Origin of the sequence: Branchiibius hedensis, assembly GCF_900108585.1 — a bacterium.
GTDB classification, from domain to species: Bacteria; Actinomycetota; Actinomycetes; order Actinomycetales; family Dermatophilaceae; genus Branchiibius; species Branchiibius hedensis.
In genome coordinates, this window is record NZ_UESZ01000001.1 from 3,500,799 (window position 1) to 3,518,942 (window position 18,144).

At 68.5% G+C, this 18,144-nt stretch carries 18 protein-coding genes; 11 read left to right on the forward strand and 7 right to left on the reverse strand.

The features are described from left to right. The first annotated feature begins 4 nt into the window (after positions 1-4). Positions 5-1,231: a glycosyltransferase 87 family protein gene (locus tag DR843_RS17030; RefSeq protein WP_146202614.1), complete on the forward strand. Its 1,227-nt coding sequence runs from the start codon at positions 5-7 to the stop codon at positions 1,229-1,231. Here DR843_RS17030 and DR843_RS19850 read toward each other — a convergent pair. Next, positions 1,122-3,230 carry a hypothetical protein gene (locus DR843_RS19850; protein WP_146202615.1) on the reverse strand — a complete coding sequence of 703 codons (2,109 nt, stop codon included), beginning with the start codon at positions 3,228-3,230 and terminating at the stop codon, positions 1,122-1,124. The genes DR843_RS17030 and DR843_RS19850 overlap by 110 nt on opposite strands. An 18-nt stretch (positions 3,231-3,248) precedes the next feature. Next, entirely contained in the window at positions 3,249-3,890 is a 642-nt protein-coding gene (locus DR843_RS17045; RefSeq protein WP_109687748.1) for a TMEM165/GDT1 family protein, read from the reverse strand. A 37-nt stretch (positions 3,891-3,927) separates the two neighbouring features. On the opposite strand from DR843_RS17045, the gene DR843_RS17050 reads away from it, so the two are divergent. After that, positions 3,928-4,407, forward strand: coding sequence for a DUF4446 family protein (locus tag DR843_RS17050; RefSeq protein ID WP_245934175.1), 480 nt, complete (start codon positions 3,928-3,930; stop codon positions 4,405-4,407). After that, positions 4,407-5,324, forward strand: a complete 918-nt coding sequence (gene pheA, locus DR843_RS17055) for a prephenate dehydratase (RefSeq protein WP_109687752.1) — start codon at positions 4,407-4,409, stop codon at positions 5,322-5,324. The genes DR843_RS17050 and pheA overlap by 1 nt, the downstream gene beginning before the upstream one ends. Here the strand turns inward: pheA and DR843_RS17060 are convergent. Genes DR843_RS17060 through DR843_RS17075 form a run of 3 tightly spaced genes read right to left on the reverse strand, consistent with a single transcriptional unit; the run spans position 5,321 to position 7,461 of the window. Continuing rightward, entirely contained in the window at positions 5,321-6,070 is a 750-nt protein-coding gene (locus DR843_RS17060) for a class F sortase (RefSeq protein ID WP_146202616.1), read from the reverse strand. The two genes, pheA and DR843_RS17060, sit on opposite strands and share 4 nt — an antisense overlap. Continuing rightward, complete coding sequence (locus DR843_RS17070) at positions 6,067-6,543, reverse strand: SRPBCC family protein (protein WP_109687757.1); 477 nt, start codon at positions 6,541-6,543, stop codon at positions 6,067-6,069. The genes DR843_RS17060 and DR843_RS17070 overlap by 4 nt, the downstream gene beginning before the upstream one ends. A gap of 6 nt (positions 6,544-6,549) precedes the next feature. Then, positions 6,550-7,461, reverse strand: a complete 912-nt coding sequence (locus tag DR843_RS17075) for a diacylglycerol/lipid kinase family protein (RefSeq protein ID WP_109687759.1) — start codon at positions 7,459-7,461, stop codon at positions 6,550-6,552. A 40-nt stretch (positions 7,462-7,501) separates the two neighbouring features. Between DR843_RS17075 and serS the strand changes: the two genes are divergently transcribed. Then, positions 7,502-8,812 (forward strand): serine--tRNA ligase, encoded by a 1,311-nt coding sequence (gene serS, locus DR843_RS17080; protein WP_109689127.1) that lies wholly within the window; start codon positions 7,502-7,504, stop codon positions 8,810-8,812. Positions 8,813-8,830: 18 nt separating this feature from the next. Beyond that, the gene (locus tag DR843_RS17085; protein ID WP_109687761.1) at positions 8,831-10,105 is read left to right on the forward strand and encodes a sensor histidine kinase; all 1,275 of its coding nucleotides are present in this window, start codon (positions 8,831-8,833) and stop codon (positions 10,103-10,105) included. A 6-nt stretch (positions 10,106-10,111) separates the two neighbouring features. On the opposite strand, the gene DR843_RS17090 is transcribed toward DR843_RS17085, so the two are convergent. Next, positions 10,112-10,717: a hypothetical protein gene (locus DR843_RS17090; protein WP_109687762.1), complete on the reverse strand. Its 606-nt coding sequence runs from the start codon at positions 10,715-10,717 to the stop codon at positions 10,112-10,114. A 21-nt stretch (positions 10,718-10,738) separates the two neighbouring features. Beyond that, positions 10,739-12,481, reverse strand: a complete 1,743-nt coding sequence (locus DR843_RS17095; RefSeq protein ID WP_109687764.1) for a pyruvate dehydrogenase — start codon at positions 12,479-12,481, stop codon at positions 10,739-10,741. Between the two features lie 58 nt (positions 12,482-12,539). Between DR843_RS17095 and DR843_RS17100 the strand changes: the two genes are divergently transcribed. From DR843_RS17100 to DR843_RS17125, 6 genes are all read left to right on the forward strand, one after another. Next, positions 12,540-13,199 carry a response regulator gene (locus DR843_RS17100; RefSeq protein ID WP_109687766.1) on the forward strand — a complete coding sequence of 220 codons (660 nt, stop codon included), beginning with the start codon at positions 12,540-12,542 and terminating at the stop codon, positions 13,197-13,199. A gap of 65 nt (positions 13,200-13,264) precedes the next feature. Then, on the forward strand, positions 13,265-14,179 hold the full coding sequence (locus DR843_RS17105) for an ABC transporter ATP-binding protein (protein ID WP_109687768.1): 915 nt from the start codon (positions 13,265-13,267) through the stop codon (positions 14,177-14,179). Then, entirely contained in the window at positions 14,176-15,357 is a 1,182-nt protein-coding gene (locus DR843_RS17110) for an ABC transporter permease (protein WP_109687769.1), read from the forward strand. Before DR843_RS17105 ends, DR843_RS17110 begins: the two co-directional genes overlap by 4 nt. Before the next feature lie 93 nt (positions 15,358-15,450). After that, entirely contained in the window at positions 15,451-16,455 is a 1,005-nt protein-coding gene (locus DR843_RS17115; RefSeq protein WP_109687771.1) for a hypothetical protein, read from the forward strand. Between the two features lie 50 nt (positions 16,456-16,505). Continuing rightward, entirely contained in the window at positions 16,506-17,297 is a 792-nt protein-coding gene (locus DR843_RS17120) for an HAD family hydrolase (protein WP_109689129.1), read from the forward strand. Between the two features lie 2 nt (positions 17,298-17,299). Next, positions 17,300-18,103, forward strand: a complete 804-nt coding sequence (locus tag DR843_RS17125) for a TrmH family RNA methyltransferase (protein WP_109689131.1) — start codon at positions 17,300-17,302, stop codon at positions 18,101-18,103. The last annotated feature ends 41 nt before the right edge of the window (positions 18,104-18,144 follow it).

The following is an 18,144-nucleotide window of genomic DNA, read 5'->3' on the forward strand; positions in this document are numbered from 1 at the left end:
CGGGGTGACCGTTGTTGCCCGACCGACCCGTTGGATCTGGGCCCTGGCCGTGGTGGTCGCACTGATCCGGCCCGTGATGCTGATCAATCACTTCGTGGTGGAGAACCCGCCCACCCGGTGGCTGGTGGACCTGGAGGTCTATCGCAACGCCGGGATCTCCAACCTGATCGGCCGACCGGTCTACGACGCGCTGACCCCGCCGCCGCAGCTGTTGCCGTTCACCTACCCACCGATCGCGTCCATTTTTGCGATCCTGCTGGCGCTCATCCCGTTCACGCTGGCCGGTTGGTTGTGGACGCTGGCGCAGTTCGCGGTACTCGCGGTCCTGGTGTGGTGGCTGTTCCGGGAACCGGCCCAGCGCTGCGGCAGGTGGTGGCCGCTCGCGCTGGCGGGCATCTGGACCGCCGTGTGCTGCCTTCAGCCGGTCGGGGACGGGATCAAGTTCGGCCAGGTGGACATCTTCCTGATGGCGCTGGTGCTGCTTGACCTCGGCGGCCGCACCGGCCGGATCCCGCGTGGAGTGCTGATCGGCCTCGCCACGTCGATCAAGCTGACCCCGGGCATCTTCATCGTGCATCTGGTGGTGACCCGCCAATGGCGCGCCGCCGCCACCGCAGCGGGCAGTGCAGCCGGTTTCACCCTCGTGTCGTGGGTCCTGCTGCCGAGTGCCAGCTTCGCCTTCTGGGGCGGCGCGCTGCAGGACCCGGACCGCTTGGGCCTCAACGACGGCACCTCCAACCAGTCGCTGCGCGGCATGCTGTTGCGCGCGCACTGGGACTCCACCGTGTTGTGGCTGGTTCTGGTGCTGATCGTGATGGTCATCGGCCTCGGTATCGCCCGGCGCGCTCACCACAAGGGTTGGCTGTGGCACGAAGCCGCCGCCGTCGGCCTGGTCGGCGTGCTCATCTCACCGGTCTCCTGGATCCACCACTTCGTGTGGGTGATCGTGGTGCTCGCCGCTCTGCTGCAGGTGCGCAAGCTCCTGGTGGCGGCGATCGTCTGGGCGTTGTTCACGATGCCGCTGCCGTGGTGGGGCCAATGGCGCTTGGAGCAAGGCCTGGACTTCCCGGCGTCCTCCAGCGGTAACCCCGGTTGGCAGCTTCTCAACGACAGTTACGGCCTCATCGCTGTGCTGCTACTTGGGGTTCTGGCGTGGTCACTTCCGGCGGTACGTCGTCGAGTCGCCACGCCGGACTCGCCGCAAGAAGCACCGTCAGCGGTATCGCGATGAGCAACCCCGCCGGCGGGATCGCGGTCCCGGAGTCGTTGCTGAGGAAGCCGATCAGCCAGCAGACCGCAGCCGCCGCGAGTCCGCGCTCGTAGAATGGCACCTGGTCGAACAGCGGCCGCAGCGGCCGACCGAGCCGGGAGTTGGGGAAACCCAGCGCGCCGATCGCCAGCAGCAACAGCACCGGCACGACGAGGTTGATCGGGGAGGAGATCAGCATCGTCCAGTTCGCCTGCCAGATCCGCGCCAGGGGTCCGGTGGATCCATCGTCGATGACTCCGGCCATGAAGTCGCCGAGGTGACTGCGATCGGCGACCGGCCGCAGGTAGTCCAGGTAGGCCAACCCGAGAACGAACACCGCGCTCACCGCGAGGATCAGCAGGATCCGTCGCCAGGTCACCCGTCGCCCAGCCGCGTTCAGCGCCAGGTAGGCGAACGCGGGGATCAGCGCCGCCGTGCCGCCACCGTCGGCGCCCCACCCCGGATAGCCGTCGACGATCACGACTGCGGCGCCGATCAGCACGACGGTCAGCACCGCCAGGACCCGTGCGTGCCGGTCCAGCAGAGCGCCGGCGAGCGCCGCGGCCACCAGCAACGCACACGTCGCGTAGAACGCGTAGGCGACGTTGCCCATCCCGTAGAACCGACCGCCGTACACCGGTTGCAGGCCGGTGATCGAGGTCAGTTGCAGCGCTGAACCGTGCACGACGTCCAGTCCGAGTACGACGAGCGTGAAGCTCGCGAGGAAGACCAAGGGTCCACGTCGGTGCCGGCCCCACGGCCCCAACAAGGCGGTCGCGGCGATGAAGACGGCACCGGCAAAGGTGAACATGCCCAGCACCACCCGTGGCTGGTCGGCCCGCCACCACGGCAGGAAACCCACCAGGATGGTGGCGACCGGCGTGGCTGCGACCAAGGCCGCCACACCGGCGAAGTACCGTCGCAGACCGCGGCTGAACCCCGGCCGTCGCAGCCACCACCACAGGCCACCCACGGCACACGCGACTGCCGTCCCGCCGAGGTAGCAGACGAAGAACGGCAGCACGAAGGCGTGCTCGATCTGCAACGCCTTGGTGAACTGCTCGACGCGGACCACCGGTGCGGTTGGGCTACCGGTCGGCTGGACCACAGGGGCTCGGCCCTCCGGCAGGCTCGGCGCCGCCGATCCGAGCCGGGACAGGGCCAGTGCCGACAGGTCGGTCGTCTGCAGGAGACCGATCTGCCGGGTGGAGGCCGAGGTCGCCAGGCCGTGCCGCACGTGCGGACCGATGATCGTCACCGCGCGCAACGACTCGGGTGTCGTGTCGTCGGCGGCGCCGGTCACCACCAGGGTGGTCTTCGCCGGGAGCCGCGCCAGCAACTGGGACAGGTAGCGGTCGTCGGGTCCGTCGAGCCCGATCAGCGTCACCGGGCAGGTGGTCAGCGACACGTCATCGACGCTGCGCTGATAGTGCGCGATCCGGCCGGTGCGGTCGGCTGCACCCAACGCGACGTACTTGCCAGCGGCCATCATGCACTGGCCGTGGGCTTCCAACGAGGACGCGACCAGGCCCAGGTCAGGGGTGTTGTTCGACCCCGGTGCCGAGGCTCGCCACGTGGACCAGTTCGGGAAATAGGCGCCGGTGCCGTCCTGCACCGGTTGGAGTTCGGCGCTACAGGCCCCGGGCTGCTGGCCGGTGGGTGTCTCACCCACCGGCTGGCCGATGGTCGTGCGGGATCCGGCACCGAACGTCAACCAGGACTGGTTGCTGCAACTGTGCGCGGACAGATTACGGGTCGTCAGCACCGCGACCGCACCGGTGCGGGCCATCGCCCACAACGCCGGTGTGGTGTGCGAGTTCGCGCCTTCGAAGGTCAGCGTGGGCATCGACACGATGACCAATCGGCCCGGTTGAGTGATCGGCTGGACCGCGGGCCGTGCCGACAGCCAGGTGATGGTGGCCGACGCGGCCCCGATCCCGAGCACGACGACGGCCACCGCCAGTAGCCAGCGCCGGATCACCCGGCAAGGTTACGGGGCTCAGATAGGTAGCCAGGACGGCAGCGAAACCCCGAAGAGTTGCAGCGCCAGCAGGACGGCGAACAGCGCGCAGACCAGACCACCGACGAATCGGATCACCGACAAGGGCACGTGGTCGAGCAGTTTGCGGCCCAGCAGCACCGCCAGCCCCGACACCACGGCCAGCGACAAGAAGGCGCCGATGCCAACGCTGAGGGCGTTACCCAGACCGCCGCCGCTCTTGGCCACGAACCCGGCGGTGGCCAACTGGGACAGATCGCCCCACTCGGCCAGGAAGAGGATCAGGAAGGACGCGGTCACCGCATGGAAACCCGATGCCGGCGCGGTCGCCTTCTGCTCGAACTCCTCCTCGGTCTCGGCTTCCTCGGCGTTGGCGTCCTTGGCGCTGCGGATCAACAGCACTGCTGCGATCGCAAACAGCACCATGACCACCGCATGCACCGGCTTCTCCGGCAGCCGCCCGATCAGCCCACCGAACGCAACCGCGACCACGGTCTGCACCAGGAACGCTGCGCACACCCCGATCCACACCAGGATCGGTCGGTAGCGGGTGGCCAGGACCAGCGTCGCGATGAACGTCTTGTCCGGCAGTTCGACCAGAAAGATGGTCACGAAGACGGTGACCATCAGCCCGAGATCCATGACGCGGTCAGTCTACGCACGCCGTACCCTCATTCCCGTGTCCACCGCCCTGCTTGTGCTGGCCCTCACGTTCGCCGTGCTGGCGTTGGTGGTGGCGCTCGCCGCGGTGTTGCGGTTGCGGGCGATCCAGCGGCAGTTCATGGCGCTGTGGCCGCCGGACCAGCGACGCGACGCGCTCGCCGTCCTCACGCGGCAAGCCGATCGCAGTACGGCGATCGAGCGGCGGGTCGGTGCCCTCGACGCCCGCGTCGACGGGCTGAGCCCGCACGTCGCCGCCGCCCTGCGGCACGTGGCCGTCGTGCGGTACGACGCGTTCGGCGACCCGGGCGGACGGCTATCGTTCTCGGCGGCCCTGCTGGACGACTCCGGTGACGGACTGGTCATCACCTCGATCCACGCTCGCGACGAGTCACGCACCTACGCCAAGGGGGTGCTGGCCGGTCGCTCGGAGGTGAAACTCACCCCGGAGGAACAGCAGGCCATCGCCGCCGCCCGCACCAACCGGAAGGACGCCTGATGCGCTACGGATACTTCGGTCCCGAGGGCACCTTCACCCAGGCCGCCCTGCTGGCCTGGCGACCGGCCGAAGGGGCCGAGCACGTACCGTTCCCCACCGTCGACGCGGCGCTGCGCGGGGTGCAGTCCGGCGCGGTCGACTCGGCGATGGTGCCGATCGAGAACTCCATCGAGGGCGGCGTACCCGCCACCATCGATGCCCTGAACGCCCTCCGACTGGTGATCGTCGGTGAAGTCCTCGTGCCCATCACCTTCGTGTTGGTCGCACCCCCCGGTACGTCGCTTACAGACATCCGCACGATCGGCACCCATTCGCACGCCTGGGCCCAGGTCCGCGGCTGGGCGGCCGAGCACCTCCCGGGTGCGACGTACGTCCCCGCGCTATCGACGGCGGCCGGACCCCAAGCGCTGGAGGCGGCGCTCGCGGCCGGTGAGCCTCCGCCGTACGACGCAGCAGTCTGCGCCCCGGTGGCCGCCGGATCGCTGGAGGTGCTCGCCGAGGACATCGGTGACAACAAGACGGCGGTGACGCGGTTCGTGCTGGTCGCGCGGCCCGGCTGGCTGCCCAAGCCGACCGGTTTCGACAAGACCACCCTGGTGCTCTACCAGCACTCCGACCGGGCCGGTGGTCTGCTGGAGTTGCTGGAGCAGTTCGCGACCCGCGGGATCAACCTGACCCGCCTGGAGTCGCGCCCGACCGGTGCGGCGATGGGCAGCTACTGCTTTTCCATCGACTTGGAGGGGCACCTGCGCGACGAGCGGGTCGCCGATGCGCTGCTGGGTCTGCGGCGGACCGCCGCCGACGTGCGCTTCCTCGGCTCCTACCCGCGCGCTGATCTGCGAGCGGCCACCGTCGAGTCGGCCGCATCCGACGCCGCGTTCGCCGACGCGCGCGAGTGGCTGCGTTCGCTGGGTTAGGCGCCGGCCGGTTCGGCCCACACCAGGTAGTTGTTCAGGTGGTGCTGCCCGACGATCGGGCTGTTCTTATCGCAGGTGATGAGCACCAGGACCGATGACGAACTGCCGCCCCACACGTCCTGGTCGGTCGTGACCTTGGTCTTCAACTCGGAGCGTTTGTTGGTGACGATGTAGGTCAGGTTGCGACCGTCGGTGCAGGTGATGTCGACCGGCGCACCCACGCGGACCTGGTCCAGGTCGTAGAACTCGTCCGGCCCGTCGTAGGTCACGTGCCCCGCGATCACGGTGCGGCCGTTCGTGCCCAACTGGGCCGACTTGTCGTACCACATGGTGGTTTTCGGCGGCGGATAGATCTGGCCCTGGGCGTTGGTGCCCATCGCGACGACGCGCTCACCGTCGATCCCGACGCTGCTGACCGACAACCGTGCGGGCACGCAGCCGTTGCCGACCGGCTGGACCGTGGTCGGGGTGCTGTACCCGGTCGGATTGGGCACCACGGTGTTGCTCGGAACCGTCGAACTCGTGCTCTGTGTCGGCGATTGGCTGGTTTTCGCGGTGCTGGTGGCCGTGCTGCTGGTCGGTGCGGAGCTGCTCGTCGTGGGGGTGGCGGTGGTTGCGGAGGTGCCGCTGGTCGCGGAGGTGCCACTCGCCGTACCCGATGGTGAGCTCGAGGCGCCGCCCCCGCAGGCACTGAGGGTCAGGGCGGCCGCGGCCAGGGCCACGGGGGCGAGGAGGCGGCGAGTCATGCTCTGAGTGTGCCTGGTGACTCTGGCCGCTGGACTGCCGCCCGGTGCAGACCGCGCATGCCGGACCGCATCATCCACGCGTGGTTGGCCCTCAGCAGCGGCCGGCCGCCACGGGCGAGCACCCGAAGCCAGGGTGCTGCGCGCAGCGTCACCTCCTGGTGGAAGTGCACGATCGTCACGTCCTGCTCCCGTACGTCGAACTGGGCCCAGCCGTCCAGGTCACCTGCCAGCCGCGCACGGAAGACCCCGTCCGCCGGGTCCAGCCGCTCTTTGGTGAGGGTCAATCGCAACCGGTAGGGCAGCAGGCTGCGGATCTGCACCCGGCCGTGGTCGGCGTCGATCGTCTCGATGTCCCTGATCTGCGGCCACCACCTGTCCCAGTGCCACGGATCGGACAGGACGTCGATCACCGCCCGGCGCGGAGCAGCCACCGGGTGGGTGCTGTCGAAGACGAAGTGTGCTCCGGCGACCACGGCGAGTCAGCTGCGGACGGTGAGGGCGCTCGGCAGCACCTCGATCCGCAGACCGATCGCCGAGCCCAGGTGGTCGCCGTCGATCTCGATCGGGGTCGGTGCGCCGGCACGCAGTTCGACGGCCCGGGCCACCCGGCGTTCCACCGCGTGGCTCGATCGCTTCGACCGGCCCAGGATGCTCACGACGACCTTCGGCCAACCGAGCAGGCCACCGGCGCGGATCAGCACGGCGTCGAGTTCACCGTCGTCGAAGCGAGCGTTCGGCATCAGTTGCACTCCGCCGGTCAGCAGACCGCAGGAGCCGACGATGACGGTGGTGACCTCGGTGTCGACAGGTTGATCGTCGTCGAAGGTCACGGTCATCGCGGTGTGGTCATGCCGGACGTGCCGCAGTCCGTTGACCGGGTAGGCCAGCCAACTCAACCGCGCCTTCAACGCATCCGGGGTGCCGCCGAGAATGTCCGCGTCGAGGCCGAATCCGGTCATCACCAGGCCGTATTCAGGCTCGGCCCACTGGTCGTCGCCGTCGCGGTCGATGGTTACCCGCATGACATCGATCGGTCGCGGTCGTCCGGTCAACGCCGCCGTGAGGCCGTCCTGGAACCGCCGATGGGGCAGTTTCATGTTGCGCGCCAGCAGGTTCCCGGTGCCGGCGCTGAGCAGACCCAACGGCACGCCGCTGCCCAGCGCGCCACTGGCCACAGCACGAACAGTCCCGTCCCCGCCGTACGGGCAGATCAGGTCGGCGCCCTGCTGGACGGCTTCGAGCGCCTGCCCCCGACCGGTGTCCCGCGCGGTGGTTTCGAACCACAGCGGTTCAGCCCATCCGTGGCTCTCGAAGACCGCACGCGCCTGGGCGCGGAGCCGCTCGGGGTCGGAGACCTTGGTGGGGTTGACGATCACCGCGGCCGTGGGCATGACCGCAACCTATCCCAGGGCCGGGCTAGCCTTGTCGATCGTGATCGACATCAAGGTGTTGCGGGAGGACCCCGAGCGGGTCAAAGCCAGCCAACGGGCCAGGGGGGCCGACGAGTCCCTGGTGGACCAGATCCTGTCGGCGGACTCCGCGCGGCGTACTGCGCTGTCGCACTTCGAAGAACTGCGCTCGCAGCAGAAGTCGGTCAGCAAGCAGGTCGGCGCAGCCATGGGCCAACTCAACGCGGCCCGCAAACGCGGCGAAGACGTCACCGCGTTGGAGCAGCAGGCCGAGCAGGCGCGCACCGATGCGGCGGCCCTTGCCGCCCAGGTGAAGTCGCTGGAAGCGCAGGCCACGGAGCAGTCGGCAACCTTCGAGACGTTGCTGAAGAAGGTCGGCAACCTCATCATCGACGGCGTGCCCGCCGGCGGGGAGGACGATTACACCGTCCGCGAGGTCGTCGGGTCGCCGACCGAGTTCGACTTCGAGCCGCTGGACCACCTGGCCCTGGGTGAGCGGCTCGCGGCGATCGACATGGAGCGTGGCGCGAAGGTCGGCGGATCGCGGTTCTACTTCCTGACCGGTGTCGGCGCACGGTTGGAACTCGGCCTGTTGCAGATGGGACTGGCCTTCGCCGTCGAGCACGGGTTCACCCCGATGATCACCCCTTCGCTGGTGCGACCGGACATCATGACCGGCGCCGGCTTCCTCGACGAGCACGCCGACGAGGTCTACCGCCTCGAGGCCGACGACCTCTACCTCACCGGGACCTCGGAGGTGGCGCTCGCGGGCTATCACGCCGACGAGATCATCGACCTGTCCCAGGGGCCGCGCCGCTACGTCGGCTGGTCGACCTGCTACCGCCGCGAGGCCGGCTCGCACGGCAAGGACACCCGGGGCATCATCCGGGTGCACCAGTTCCAGAAGCTGGAGATGTTCGTGTACTGCGACCCGGCGCAGGCCGAGGCCGAGCACGAGCGGCTGCTGGGTTGGGAGCGGGAGATGCTGGCCAAGATCGAGGTGCCCTACCGGATCATCGACACTGCGGCCGGCGATCTGGGCAACCCTGCCGCGCGCAAGTTCGACTGCGAGGCATGGGTGCCGACCCAGGGTCGCTACCGCGAGTTGACGTCGACCTCGAACTGTACGACGTACCAAGCCCGCCGCCTGAACACCCGGTTCCGCACCGACGAGGGCAAGTCCGAGATCGTCGCGACGCTGAACGGCACGCTGGCGACGACGCGTTGGCTGGTCGCGATCCTGGAGAACCACCAGCAGGCCGACGGTTCGGTCCGGGTGCCGGCCGCGCTTGCCCCGTTCGTCGGTGAGGACGTCCTGAAGCCGGTGAGCTGATCCGGTTAGCCTGGGCCGGTGGCGACGGTTGGGGCGTTTTTCGGGGTCGGTGATCCGTGGAAGCGGCCCTTGCCCGCCTCCTGGTGGCGCCGGGACATCGCCATCGCAGTCGCCTTCGTGCTCGTGGGCGCGCTCGGTCTGGAGTTGGAGCGCAGCCTCGGGTCGCTGAGCGAGGTCACCGCGCCGGTCGTGGTGCAGCATGTGCCGCTGATCCTTGCGGGCGTGCTCATCGTGTGGCGGCGACGGTTCCCGATTGCGACGGTCCTGGCCATCACGGTGTTGTGGATCGCAACCGGGATTCTGCTGCCGCCGCTCGCGGTCAGCGTGGTGTTGCAATTCCTCTATCTCGCAGGGTTCTACGCTGCGGTGGCGTGGGGTGCACCGCGCGGGCGGACCGTGGCCGTCGTGGCGTTGTGCGTCGCGGCGTTGATGGTGTGGGTGACCATTGACCTGGTCCATCGCACGACGGCGTCCGGTCCGTCGCCGGGCCCGTTCCCTTATCCGGCCGCTCTGGCCGCGTACATCTACCTGATCAACGCCATCTACTTCGGCGGCGCGATCCTCGGCGGCGCGCTGGACTGGCGCAATGCGCGGCAGCGGGCCGCGTTGGCCGAGCAGGCCGGTCTGATCGAGCAGCAGGCGGCGCAGTTGCGGGATCGCTCGGTGGTCGATGAGCGGGTCCGGATCGCCCGCGAACTGCACGACGTGGTGGCGCATCACGTCGCGCTGATGGGTGTGCAAGCAGCGGCCGCGCGACGGGTGCTGACGGTCGATCCACCCGCAGCGGCTGGTGCGCTGGAAACCGTTGAGTCATCCGCCCGTTCGGCGGTCACCGAGATGCGTTCGCTGGTGGGCACGTTGCGCGGTGACGATGCCGACTCGCGGACCCCTGCGCCCACCCTGGCGGACGTCCCTGCGCTGGTGGCCCAGTTCGACACGTTGGGTCTTGGCACGACGTACGTGCTGGTGGACGGCGACGGCCTGGCCGAGCGGGTGCCGACAGCAGCAGGTTTCGGGGTCTACCGCGTTGTGCAGGAGGCGCTGTCCAACGTGCGGGCGCACTCGTCGGCGGCCACCGCGTCGGTGACGGTGCGCGTGGTCCGGGCCGGTGAGGGTGGGTACGTCGAGGCGGAGGTTCTCGACGCCGGCTCGCCCGTGCCGGGCACATCGGGAACGGGCCTGGGGCTGCAGGGGATTCGCGAACGGGTTGCGGCCCTCGGCGGTGAGGCCGAGATCGGACCGCGGGCTACCGGCGGCTTTCGGGTACGGGCCCGGATCCCATTCTTGCTCTAGGGAAGTTCATTGTGTGGTGTCGGCGACGACCGTCACGCCGATCGACTGACTGCCGCGACGCAGCCCCTCCTGGAAGTCGATGGTGACGCCTTCGACACGCACGGTGCCGACCTGGGTGGGGGTGACCGCCAGGATGACGTCGCGGTAGTCATTGAAGACCCGGGTGCCGCTGCCCAACGGCTCGACGCTTTGGCACACCCGATGCAACGTGTCGGCCATACCTGACCCCATCCCCAGGTCCTTGGTTCGGTGGACGCAGTAGAGCAGAGACAGGTGAGCTGCGCTGGAGTTCTCGACGACGTTAGGTCGAGCGTCCACGACGTCGACGGTGACCGTGGGCTCGGGCAACTGCGTCGGTCCGCCCACCTGGACCGGGGGCCCACTCGCGGCCGAACTCATCGTGATGTCAGGGACTTCCCCGGCGGCGGCGTACACGGCCATTCCGAAGTACTCGGTGCTGCCGATCGTCGGATGGGCGGTGATCGTTGCGCCGGACTCGCCGAAGGCCTGCGGGCTGAGCACCCATCGCGCGGCGAGGAACAGCAGGACGGCTGCGACGGCCAACGCCGCGGCCGCCCACGCGGCGCCGTGACGACGTGATGCGGGGCTCATGCAGGGATTTAACACCCCATGTCAGCCGCGGGGGATGTTGCGCAGGTTGGAGCGCGCCATCGCAACGGCCTCCCCGGCGCCACCGTTGAGCACGATCTTGCTCATCGCGGTCGCGAAGCCGAAGACCTGGTCGGAGGTGATCTTCGGCGGGATCGACAACGCCCGCGGGTCGGTGACGATGTCCACCAGGGACGGTCCGTCCGAAGCCAGGGACTCACCGAAGGCCCCCTCCAACTGGCGCGGGTCGGTGACCCGGATCGAATGCCAACCCATCGCAGCAGCGATATCGGCGAAATTGACCACGGGAGTGTCGGTTCCGAAGTCCGGCATCGCATCGACCAGCATCTCCAGCTTGACCATCCCGAGGGTGGCGTTGTTGAAGACCATCACCTTGATCGGCAGGTCGTACATCTTCGCGGTCAGCATGTCGCCCAGCAGCATCGACAACCCGCCGTCACCGCACACCGAGACGACCTGGCGGTTCGGGAAGGCGAACTGCGCGCCGAGCGCCTGCGGCAGTGCGTTGGCCATCGATCCATGGAGGAAGGAGCCGATCAATCGCCGCGTCCCGAGCGGCTCGATGTATCGCGCTGTCCAGACGTTGCACATGCCGGTGTCGGCCGTGAAGATCGCATCAGGCGCCGCGACCTTGTCCAGGATCGACGCGGCGTACTCCGGGTGGATCGGCACGCGGGTCTCGACGTTCTTCGTATACGCACCAACGGCTTTGCTCATCAACCGCTCGTGCTTCTTGAGCGTTTTGGACAGGAACTTCTGGTCCTTCTTGGGCTCGACCAGCTCTTCCAGCGCCAGCAGCGTCGGCAGCACGTCACCGTGCACCGGGATGTCGACTCCGGTGCGCCGGCCGATGATCGCGGCCCGCCGATCGACCTGCGCGGTGCGCACGTCGGGCAGGAACTGGTCGTAGGGGAAGTCGGTGCCGAGCAGCAGCAGCAGGTCGGCGTCCTCGATCCCGGCCGCCGCCGCGCCGTACCCGAGCAACCCGGTCATCCCCACGTCGTAGGGGTTGTCCCACTGGATCTGGTCCTTGCCGCGCAGGCTGTGCCCGATCGGCGCACCGATCTTCTCCGCGAGCGCGATCACCTGGTCGTGCGCCTCGCCAGTGCCGAAGCCGGCGAAGATGGCCACCCGCGACGCGGAGTTGATCGCCTCCGCCAGTTGCTGCACCACGGCCGGTGCGGGCATCAGGTGACCGTGCTCGATCGGCACGTACGCCGGAGGCTCGCCCTGCGCGTCCAGCGACGCCAGATCCCCGGGCAGCGTCACGACCGCCACACCGCCGTCGCCCAGGGCATGGGAGATCGCGGCGTGCACGACCCGCGGCGACTGCTGCGGGGTGCTAATCAACTCGCTGTAGACGCTGCACTCGTTGAAGAGTCGGTCGGGGTGGGTCTCCTGGAAGTAGGACTGCCCGATCTGGGTGCTCGGGATGTGGCTGGCGATCGCCAGCACCGGCGCTCCGGTGCGGTTCGCGTCGTACAAACCATTGATCAGATGCAGGTTGCCCGGGCCACACGAGCCGGCGCACACCGCCAACTCGCCGGTAAGTTGCGCATCCGCGGACGCTGCGAACGCCGCTGCCTCTTCGTGCCGCACGTGGATCCAGTCGATACCGCCCTTGGCGCTGCCACCGGTCTCCCGCACCGCATCGACGATCGGATTGAGGCTGTCGCCCACGATCCCGTAGATCCGGCGCACACCGGCGTCCTGCAGTTGTCCGACAAGTTGCTGGGCGAGTTTCACGAGCGGTGTCCTCTCGGTCGGCGGGACTCCCACGCTAGCCGCTGGATAGGGTCAGGCCATGTCCGAGGCACCCCTGCGCATCCTGGTCGTCGACGACCAGGCCCTGGTGCGCAGCGGCTTCGCGATGATGCTGTCCGTCGAGCCGGACATCGAGGTCGTCGGTGAGGCGGCCGATGGCGCCGAATCCGTAGAAGCAGCAACCCGATTGGTTCCCGACGTCGTCCTGATGGACGTCGAGATGCCCCGGTTGAACGGTATCGACGCCTGCCGCAGCATCGTGGCGGCCGGTACCGCCAAGGTCCTGTTGCTGACCACCTTCGACCGTGACGATTATCTCTTCGAGGGGCTGGCCGCCGGAGCCAGCGGCTTCCTGCTGAAGAACACCAGCCCCGAAGAACTCGCCGACGCCATCCGCACGGTGGGCAGGGGCTACGCGTTGCTGGCTCCCGAGGTGACCCGCCGGGTGATCGAGCGCAGTACGGCGACCCCCACCCCCGCGCCGGACAGAGCCCTCGAGCAACTCACCCCACGGGAGCTCGAGGTGCTCACGCTCGTCGGCAAGGGGCTGTCCAACGCGGAGATCGCCCAGCAACTGGTCCTGGGCGAAAGCACCGTCAAAACGCACGTGTCGAGCGTCCTGGCCAAGTTGCAGTTACGCGATCGGGTGCAGGCCGTCGTACGTGCCTATGAGAGCGGTCTGGTCCTGCCGGGGGAGTAGAACCCAGACAATCTCCGCCTGCGGGCGGATCCGCCCGACCGGTCGGCGGCCGTAGCGTCGAGAGCATGTTGGAGCTACGAGACGTCAGCCGAAGGTTCGGCGATCACGTCGCCGTCGACCAGGTCAGTTTCAGTGTGCCGGACGGTGCCATGACCGGGTTCGTCGGCGGCAACGGTGCCGGCAAGACCACCACCATGCGGATGATCATGGGTGTCCTCGCCCAGCACGGGGGCCAGATCGACTGGCAGGGCCGGGCGATCACGACCACCGACCGCCGCAGCTTCGGGTACATGCCCGAGGAGCGCGGTCTGTATCCCAAGCAGCCGATCCTCGACCAGTTGATCTACCTGGCCCGGTTGCGCGGACTGAGCGCGCAGGACGCCGCGAGTCGCTCCACGCAGCTGTTGGAGCGGTTCGACCTCGGCGGACGGACCGGCGACAAGCTCGAGTCACTGTCGTTGGGCAACCAGCAGCGGGTGCAGATCATCGCCGCCCTGGTGGCCGACCCGACGATGCTGGTGCTCGACGAACCGTTCTCCGGCCTCGACCCGGCGGCGGTCGACTCCATGGCGGCGCTGCTGCGCGAATTCACCGGTAGCGGCGTGCCGGTGCTCTTCTCCTCCCACCAACTGGATCTGGTCGAGCGACTCTGCGACCGGCTGGTGATCCTCTCCCACGGCCGCGTCCTCGCCGAGGGCACCGCTGACGATCTGCGCGCCACTGAAACCGTGCGGCATCGTCTGGTGCTGGGCGGTGACGCCGGCTGGTTGCGTGACGCGCGCGGCGTACGCGTCATTGACATTGAAGGCAATACCGCTGTGCTGCAGCTTGATTCACCGGACCAGGCGGATGCCGTGCTCCGGGAGGCGATGGCCCGCGGATCCGTCCTCGAATTCGGTCCGATCCGACCCAGCCTCGCCGACATCTACCGAGACGTCACGGCCGCAACAACCCAGACCCAGCAGGAGGTGCCCGCATGAACACCAGTCAGTTGTGGCGGATCGTCGCCGCACGAGAGATGTCGGTCAAGCTCAAGGACCGCAACTTCATCGTCTCCACGGTGGCCGTCCTGGTCCTGATCATCGGTGCGCTCGCCGTCCAGGGTTGGCTGGCCAGCCGGCCGCAGACCACCGACGTCGCGGTGCTCAGTTCCAGTGCGACCTCTGTGACGCAGCAGGCCGAGAAGGCCGCCCACGCGGCCGGATCGGACAAGGTCACCTTCAAGACCTCGACGTACGCCGATCAAGGGGCCGCCGAGCGGGCCGTCACCGACGGCAAGGCGGACGTTGCGCTCCTGCCCACCGACGACGGCGGCTGGCGGCTGGTCGGGAAGTCCAGCAAGGACAGTGCCGCTCAGACGTGGATCCCGCAGGCCGTGCAGCAGCAGGCGCTGCAACGCAACGCGGCCGCAGCCGGGGTGTCGCTGGATCAGTTGGCCAAAGGCAGCACCGTCAGTTACGACCTGTTGCAGTCCGGGGACGACCAGCAGAGCACGGGCAAGATCATGGGCCTGGTCTTCGGTTTCCTCTTCTACATCGCGGCGCTGCTCTTCGGGATGTCGATCGCCAGCAGCGTCATCGAGGAGAAGCAGAACCGCATCGTGGAGATCCTGGCCAGTGCGATCCCGTTGCGGCAGTTGTTGATCGGCAAGGTGGTCGGCAACACGGTGCTGGCGCTGGCCCAGGTCGCGATCTTCGCCGTCGCCGGCATCATCGGGTTGATCGCCACCGGCCGCAGCGACCTGCTGTCGCAGGTGTCCGCCGGCATCGTCTGGTTCATCCTGTTCTTCATCGTGGGCTTCGTAACCTTCGCCGCGGTGTGGGCGGTGGCGGGTGCGCTCGCGACCCGCAATGAGGACCTGCAGTCCACCTCGACACCGCTGACGATGCTGGTCGTGATCGTCTTCATCGTCGGGATCTCCGGCACCGGGATTTTCCTCACGGCCGCGTCGTACGTGCCGCTGTTGTCGACGATCGCAATGCCCGTGCGCGTGGTGTCGGGGGACGCCGCCTGGTGGGAGCCGGTGGTTTCCTTGCTGATCGGTCTGGCCGCGGCGTACCTCATTGTGCGGGTGGCCGAGAAGCTCTACCGGCGCTCGCTGCTGCAGACCGGCCACCGGCTCAGCTACCGGGAAGCCTTGGCCCTGACGGACGACTGAGTATTCCCGACATGGTGCGGCGCCTCCTTTCCTCATAGATTGAGGGCAGGAGTGCGCCGCACGGCGCCATACAACACAGCGTGGAGAACCGTCATGACCGACCAGCAGCCCGACCCCCAGCAGCCGGCACCTCAGCAGCCCGCCTCGCCGTACGGCAACCCGGCGCCGGAGGCGGGTGAGGTCACCCAGGCCACCCCGGTGACCCCGCCGACGCAGGAGACCCCCGTCAGCAGCCCGTACGCCGCGCCCTCCTACCAGCCGTACGGCCAGTCGGCGCCCTCCTACGACCAGGGTCAGCCGTACGCCGCACCCCAGCAGTACGCACAACCGCAGCAGCCCCAGCCGTACGCCGCGCCGCAGCAGTACGGGCAGCCACAGCAGCCGTCGTACGGCAGCACGGCGCCTGACTACGGTCAGCCCCAGCAGTACGCGCAGCCGGCCTACGACGCCCAGCAGCAGTACGTCCAGCCGCAACAGCAGTACGGCCAGCCCCAGCAGTACGGCCAGCAGTACGGCGCCCCGGTTTACGGTGCCGCCGGCTACGGCCAAGGTCAGCCCGCGGCACCTTCGCAACCGCTGAGCCTGCAGGCCCGGATGCCGGCGATCGGCCTGGTCGTCGCCAGCCTCCTGGCCGGTATCGGTGCGTTCCTGACCTGGGCGAAGCTGACGATGACGATTCCGCTGCTGTCCAACGGCGCGATCACGATGTCGGCCAACGGCATCGGTGGGGTCAAGATCGGGTTGCCGAGCGATTCGGCTGAGCTGCGGGAGTTCGCCGACCGCGCCTCTGACAACTCGGGCGTGACGATCGGCTGGATCGTGGTCGTCGTCGCGGTGCTGGTCCTGGTGCTGGCCGCCTTGCGGTTGCTCGGCAAGCTGTCGTTGCCGGTTGCCATCGCAGGGATCGTCGGCGGCCTCATCGTCACCGGCATTGCGATCTACGAACTGGTCGATATCTCGAGCAGTCTCGACGAATTCAAGTCGGCGGGCGTCGGTCTGCAGGCCAGCGTCGACCCCGGCATCGGGCTGTGGCTGTGCCTGGTCGGTGGCGTGTTGATGCTCGGCACAGGTGTGTTGGCTGCGATTCATCGTTCCTGAGCCGGTCGGCGCCGCGTGTGGCCCGACGCGGCGCCCCGTACAGTGATCGCGTGACCCGGTTGCTCGTGGCTCTGGACATCGACGGCACGCTGTTGCACTTCGACGGGACGATGTCCGATGCGGTGCGCGACGCCGTGCGCGCCGTCGCGGACGCTGGCCATCATGTGGTGATCGCCACCGGCCGGTCGGTCATCGCGGCTACCCCGGTCGCCGAGCACATCGGCCTCGCGAGCGGCTACCTGGTGTGCTCCAACGGCGCCGTCACGATCTCCCTCGATCCGAGCGCCCCTGCGGGCTACCACCTGGTCGAGACCGTCACCTTCGACCCGGGCCCGGTGCTGGGCAAATTGCGTGACGCCTGGCCCGACGCGACCGTCGCGGTCGAGGTGCTGGGTGAGGGCTTCCTGCTCAGCGCGCCGTTCCCCGAGGGTGAGCTCAACGGGGTGCAGAAGGTCGTCTCCTGGGAGGAGTTGGCGCAACAGCCCACGACCCGCCTGACCTTCCGCTCCTCCAGCGGCACCGCCGAGGACTTCCTGGAGTTGGCCGAGCGCCTCGGCCTGCACGAGGTCAACTACGCGGTCGGGTTCTCGGCCTGGTTGGACATCAACCCCGAGGGTGTTTCCAAAGCCTCAGCCCTGGAGCAAGTACGCCGATTCCTGGGTATCGAGCCGTGCGACACCGTCGCGGTGGGCGACCACCGCAACGACCTGGAGATGCTCGAGTGGGCCGCACGCGGCGTGGCCATGGGTCAGGCGCCGGATGAGGTGAAGGCCGTCGCCGATGAGGTCACCGGAACCATCGAGCAGGACGGTGCGGCAACCGTCCTGCGCTCCCTGCTGTGAGCCTGCACATCACCTCCGCCGCCAATCCGCGGCTCAAAGCTCTGGCAACCCTGCGTCGCCGCCGCGGCCGGGAGCAGACCGGACAGACCCTGGTCGAGGGGTACGACGAGCTGGGACTCGCCCTGTCTGCGGGCGTGCGCCCGGAGACGCTGTTCCTGTGCGCTGAGCTGATGGCGGATCCGGCCCGTCAGGAAGATGTCGTCGAGGCGGCGGCTGCGGCCGGTGCCGAGGTCATCACCCTCAGCCGGGCTGCCTTCGAGAAGGTCGCCTATCGGGAGGGCGCAGACGGGTTCCTGGCGGTGGTACCGGCCGTGTTCGCCAGTCCTGAGGATCTGCGGCTGCCGGACCAGCCGTTGTTGCTGATCGCCGAAGGGGTCGAGAAGCCGGGCAATCTGGGCGCCATGTTGCGGACGTCCGATGCCGCCGGCGTCGATGCGTTCGTCGCCGCCGATCCGGTGACCGACTGGGGCAACCCCAACGTCGTGCGGGCTTCGAAAGGGACCGTGTTCTCAGTGCCGGTTGCTGCCGCCCCCACCACGGCGACGTTGCAGTGGTTGTCCGCACGCGGCGTACGTCTGGTGGCTACGACGCCGGACACGGACACGGTGCACACCGATGTCGACCTGACCGGACCGGTCGCGATCGCCGTGGGCACGGAGAAGACGGGACTGACCGATCAGGTCCTTGACGCGGCGGATGTGAGAGTGCGAATCCCCATGTCCGGCAAGGTGAATTCGCTCAACGTGGGGACCTCGGCGGCGATCGTTCTCTACGAGGCGATCCGGCAGCGAGGAACCGGTCGTTGACCCCCGATTCGGTGTGCGCGCCCACAGGTGGCACCATCTGA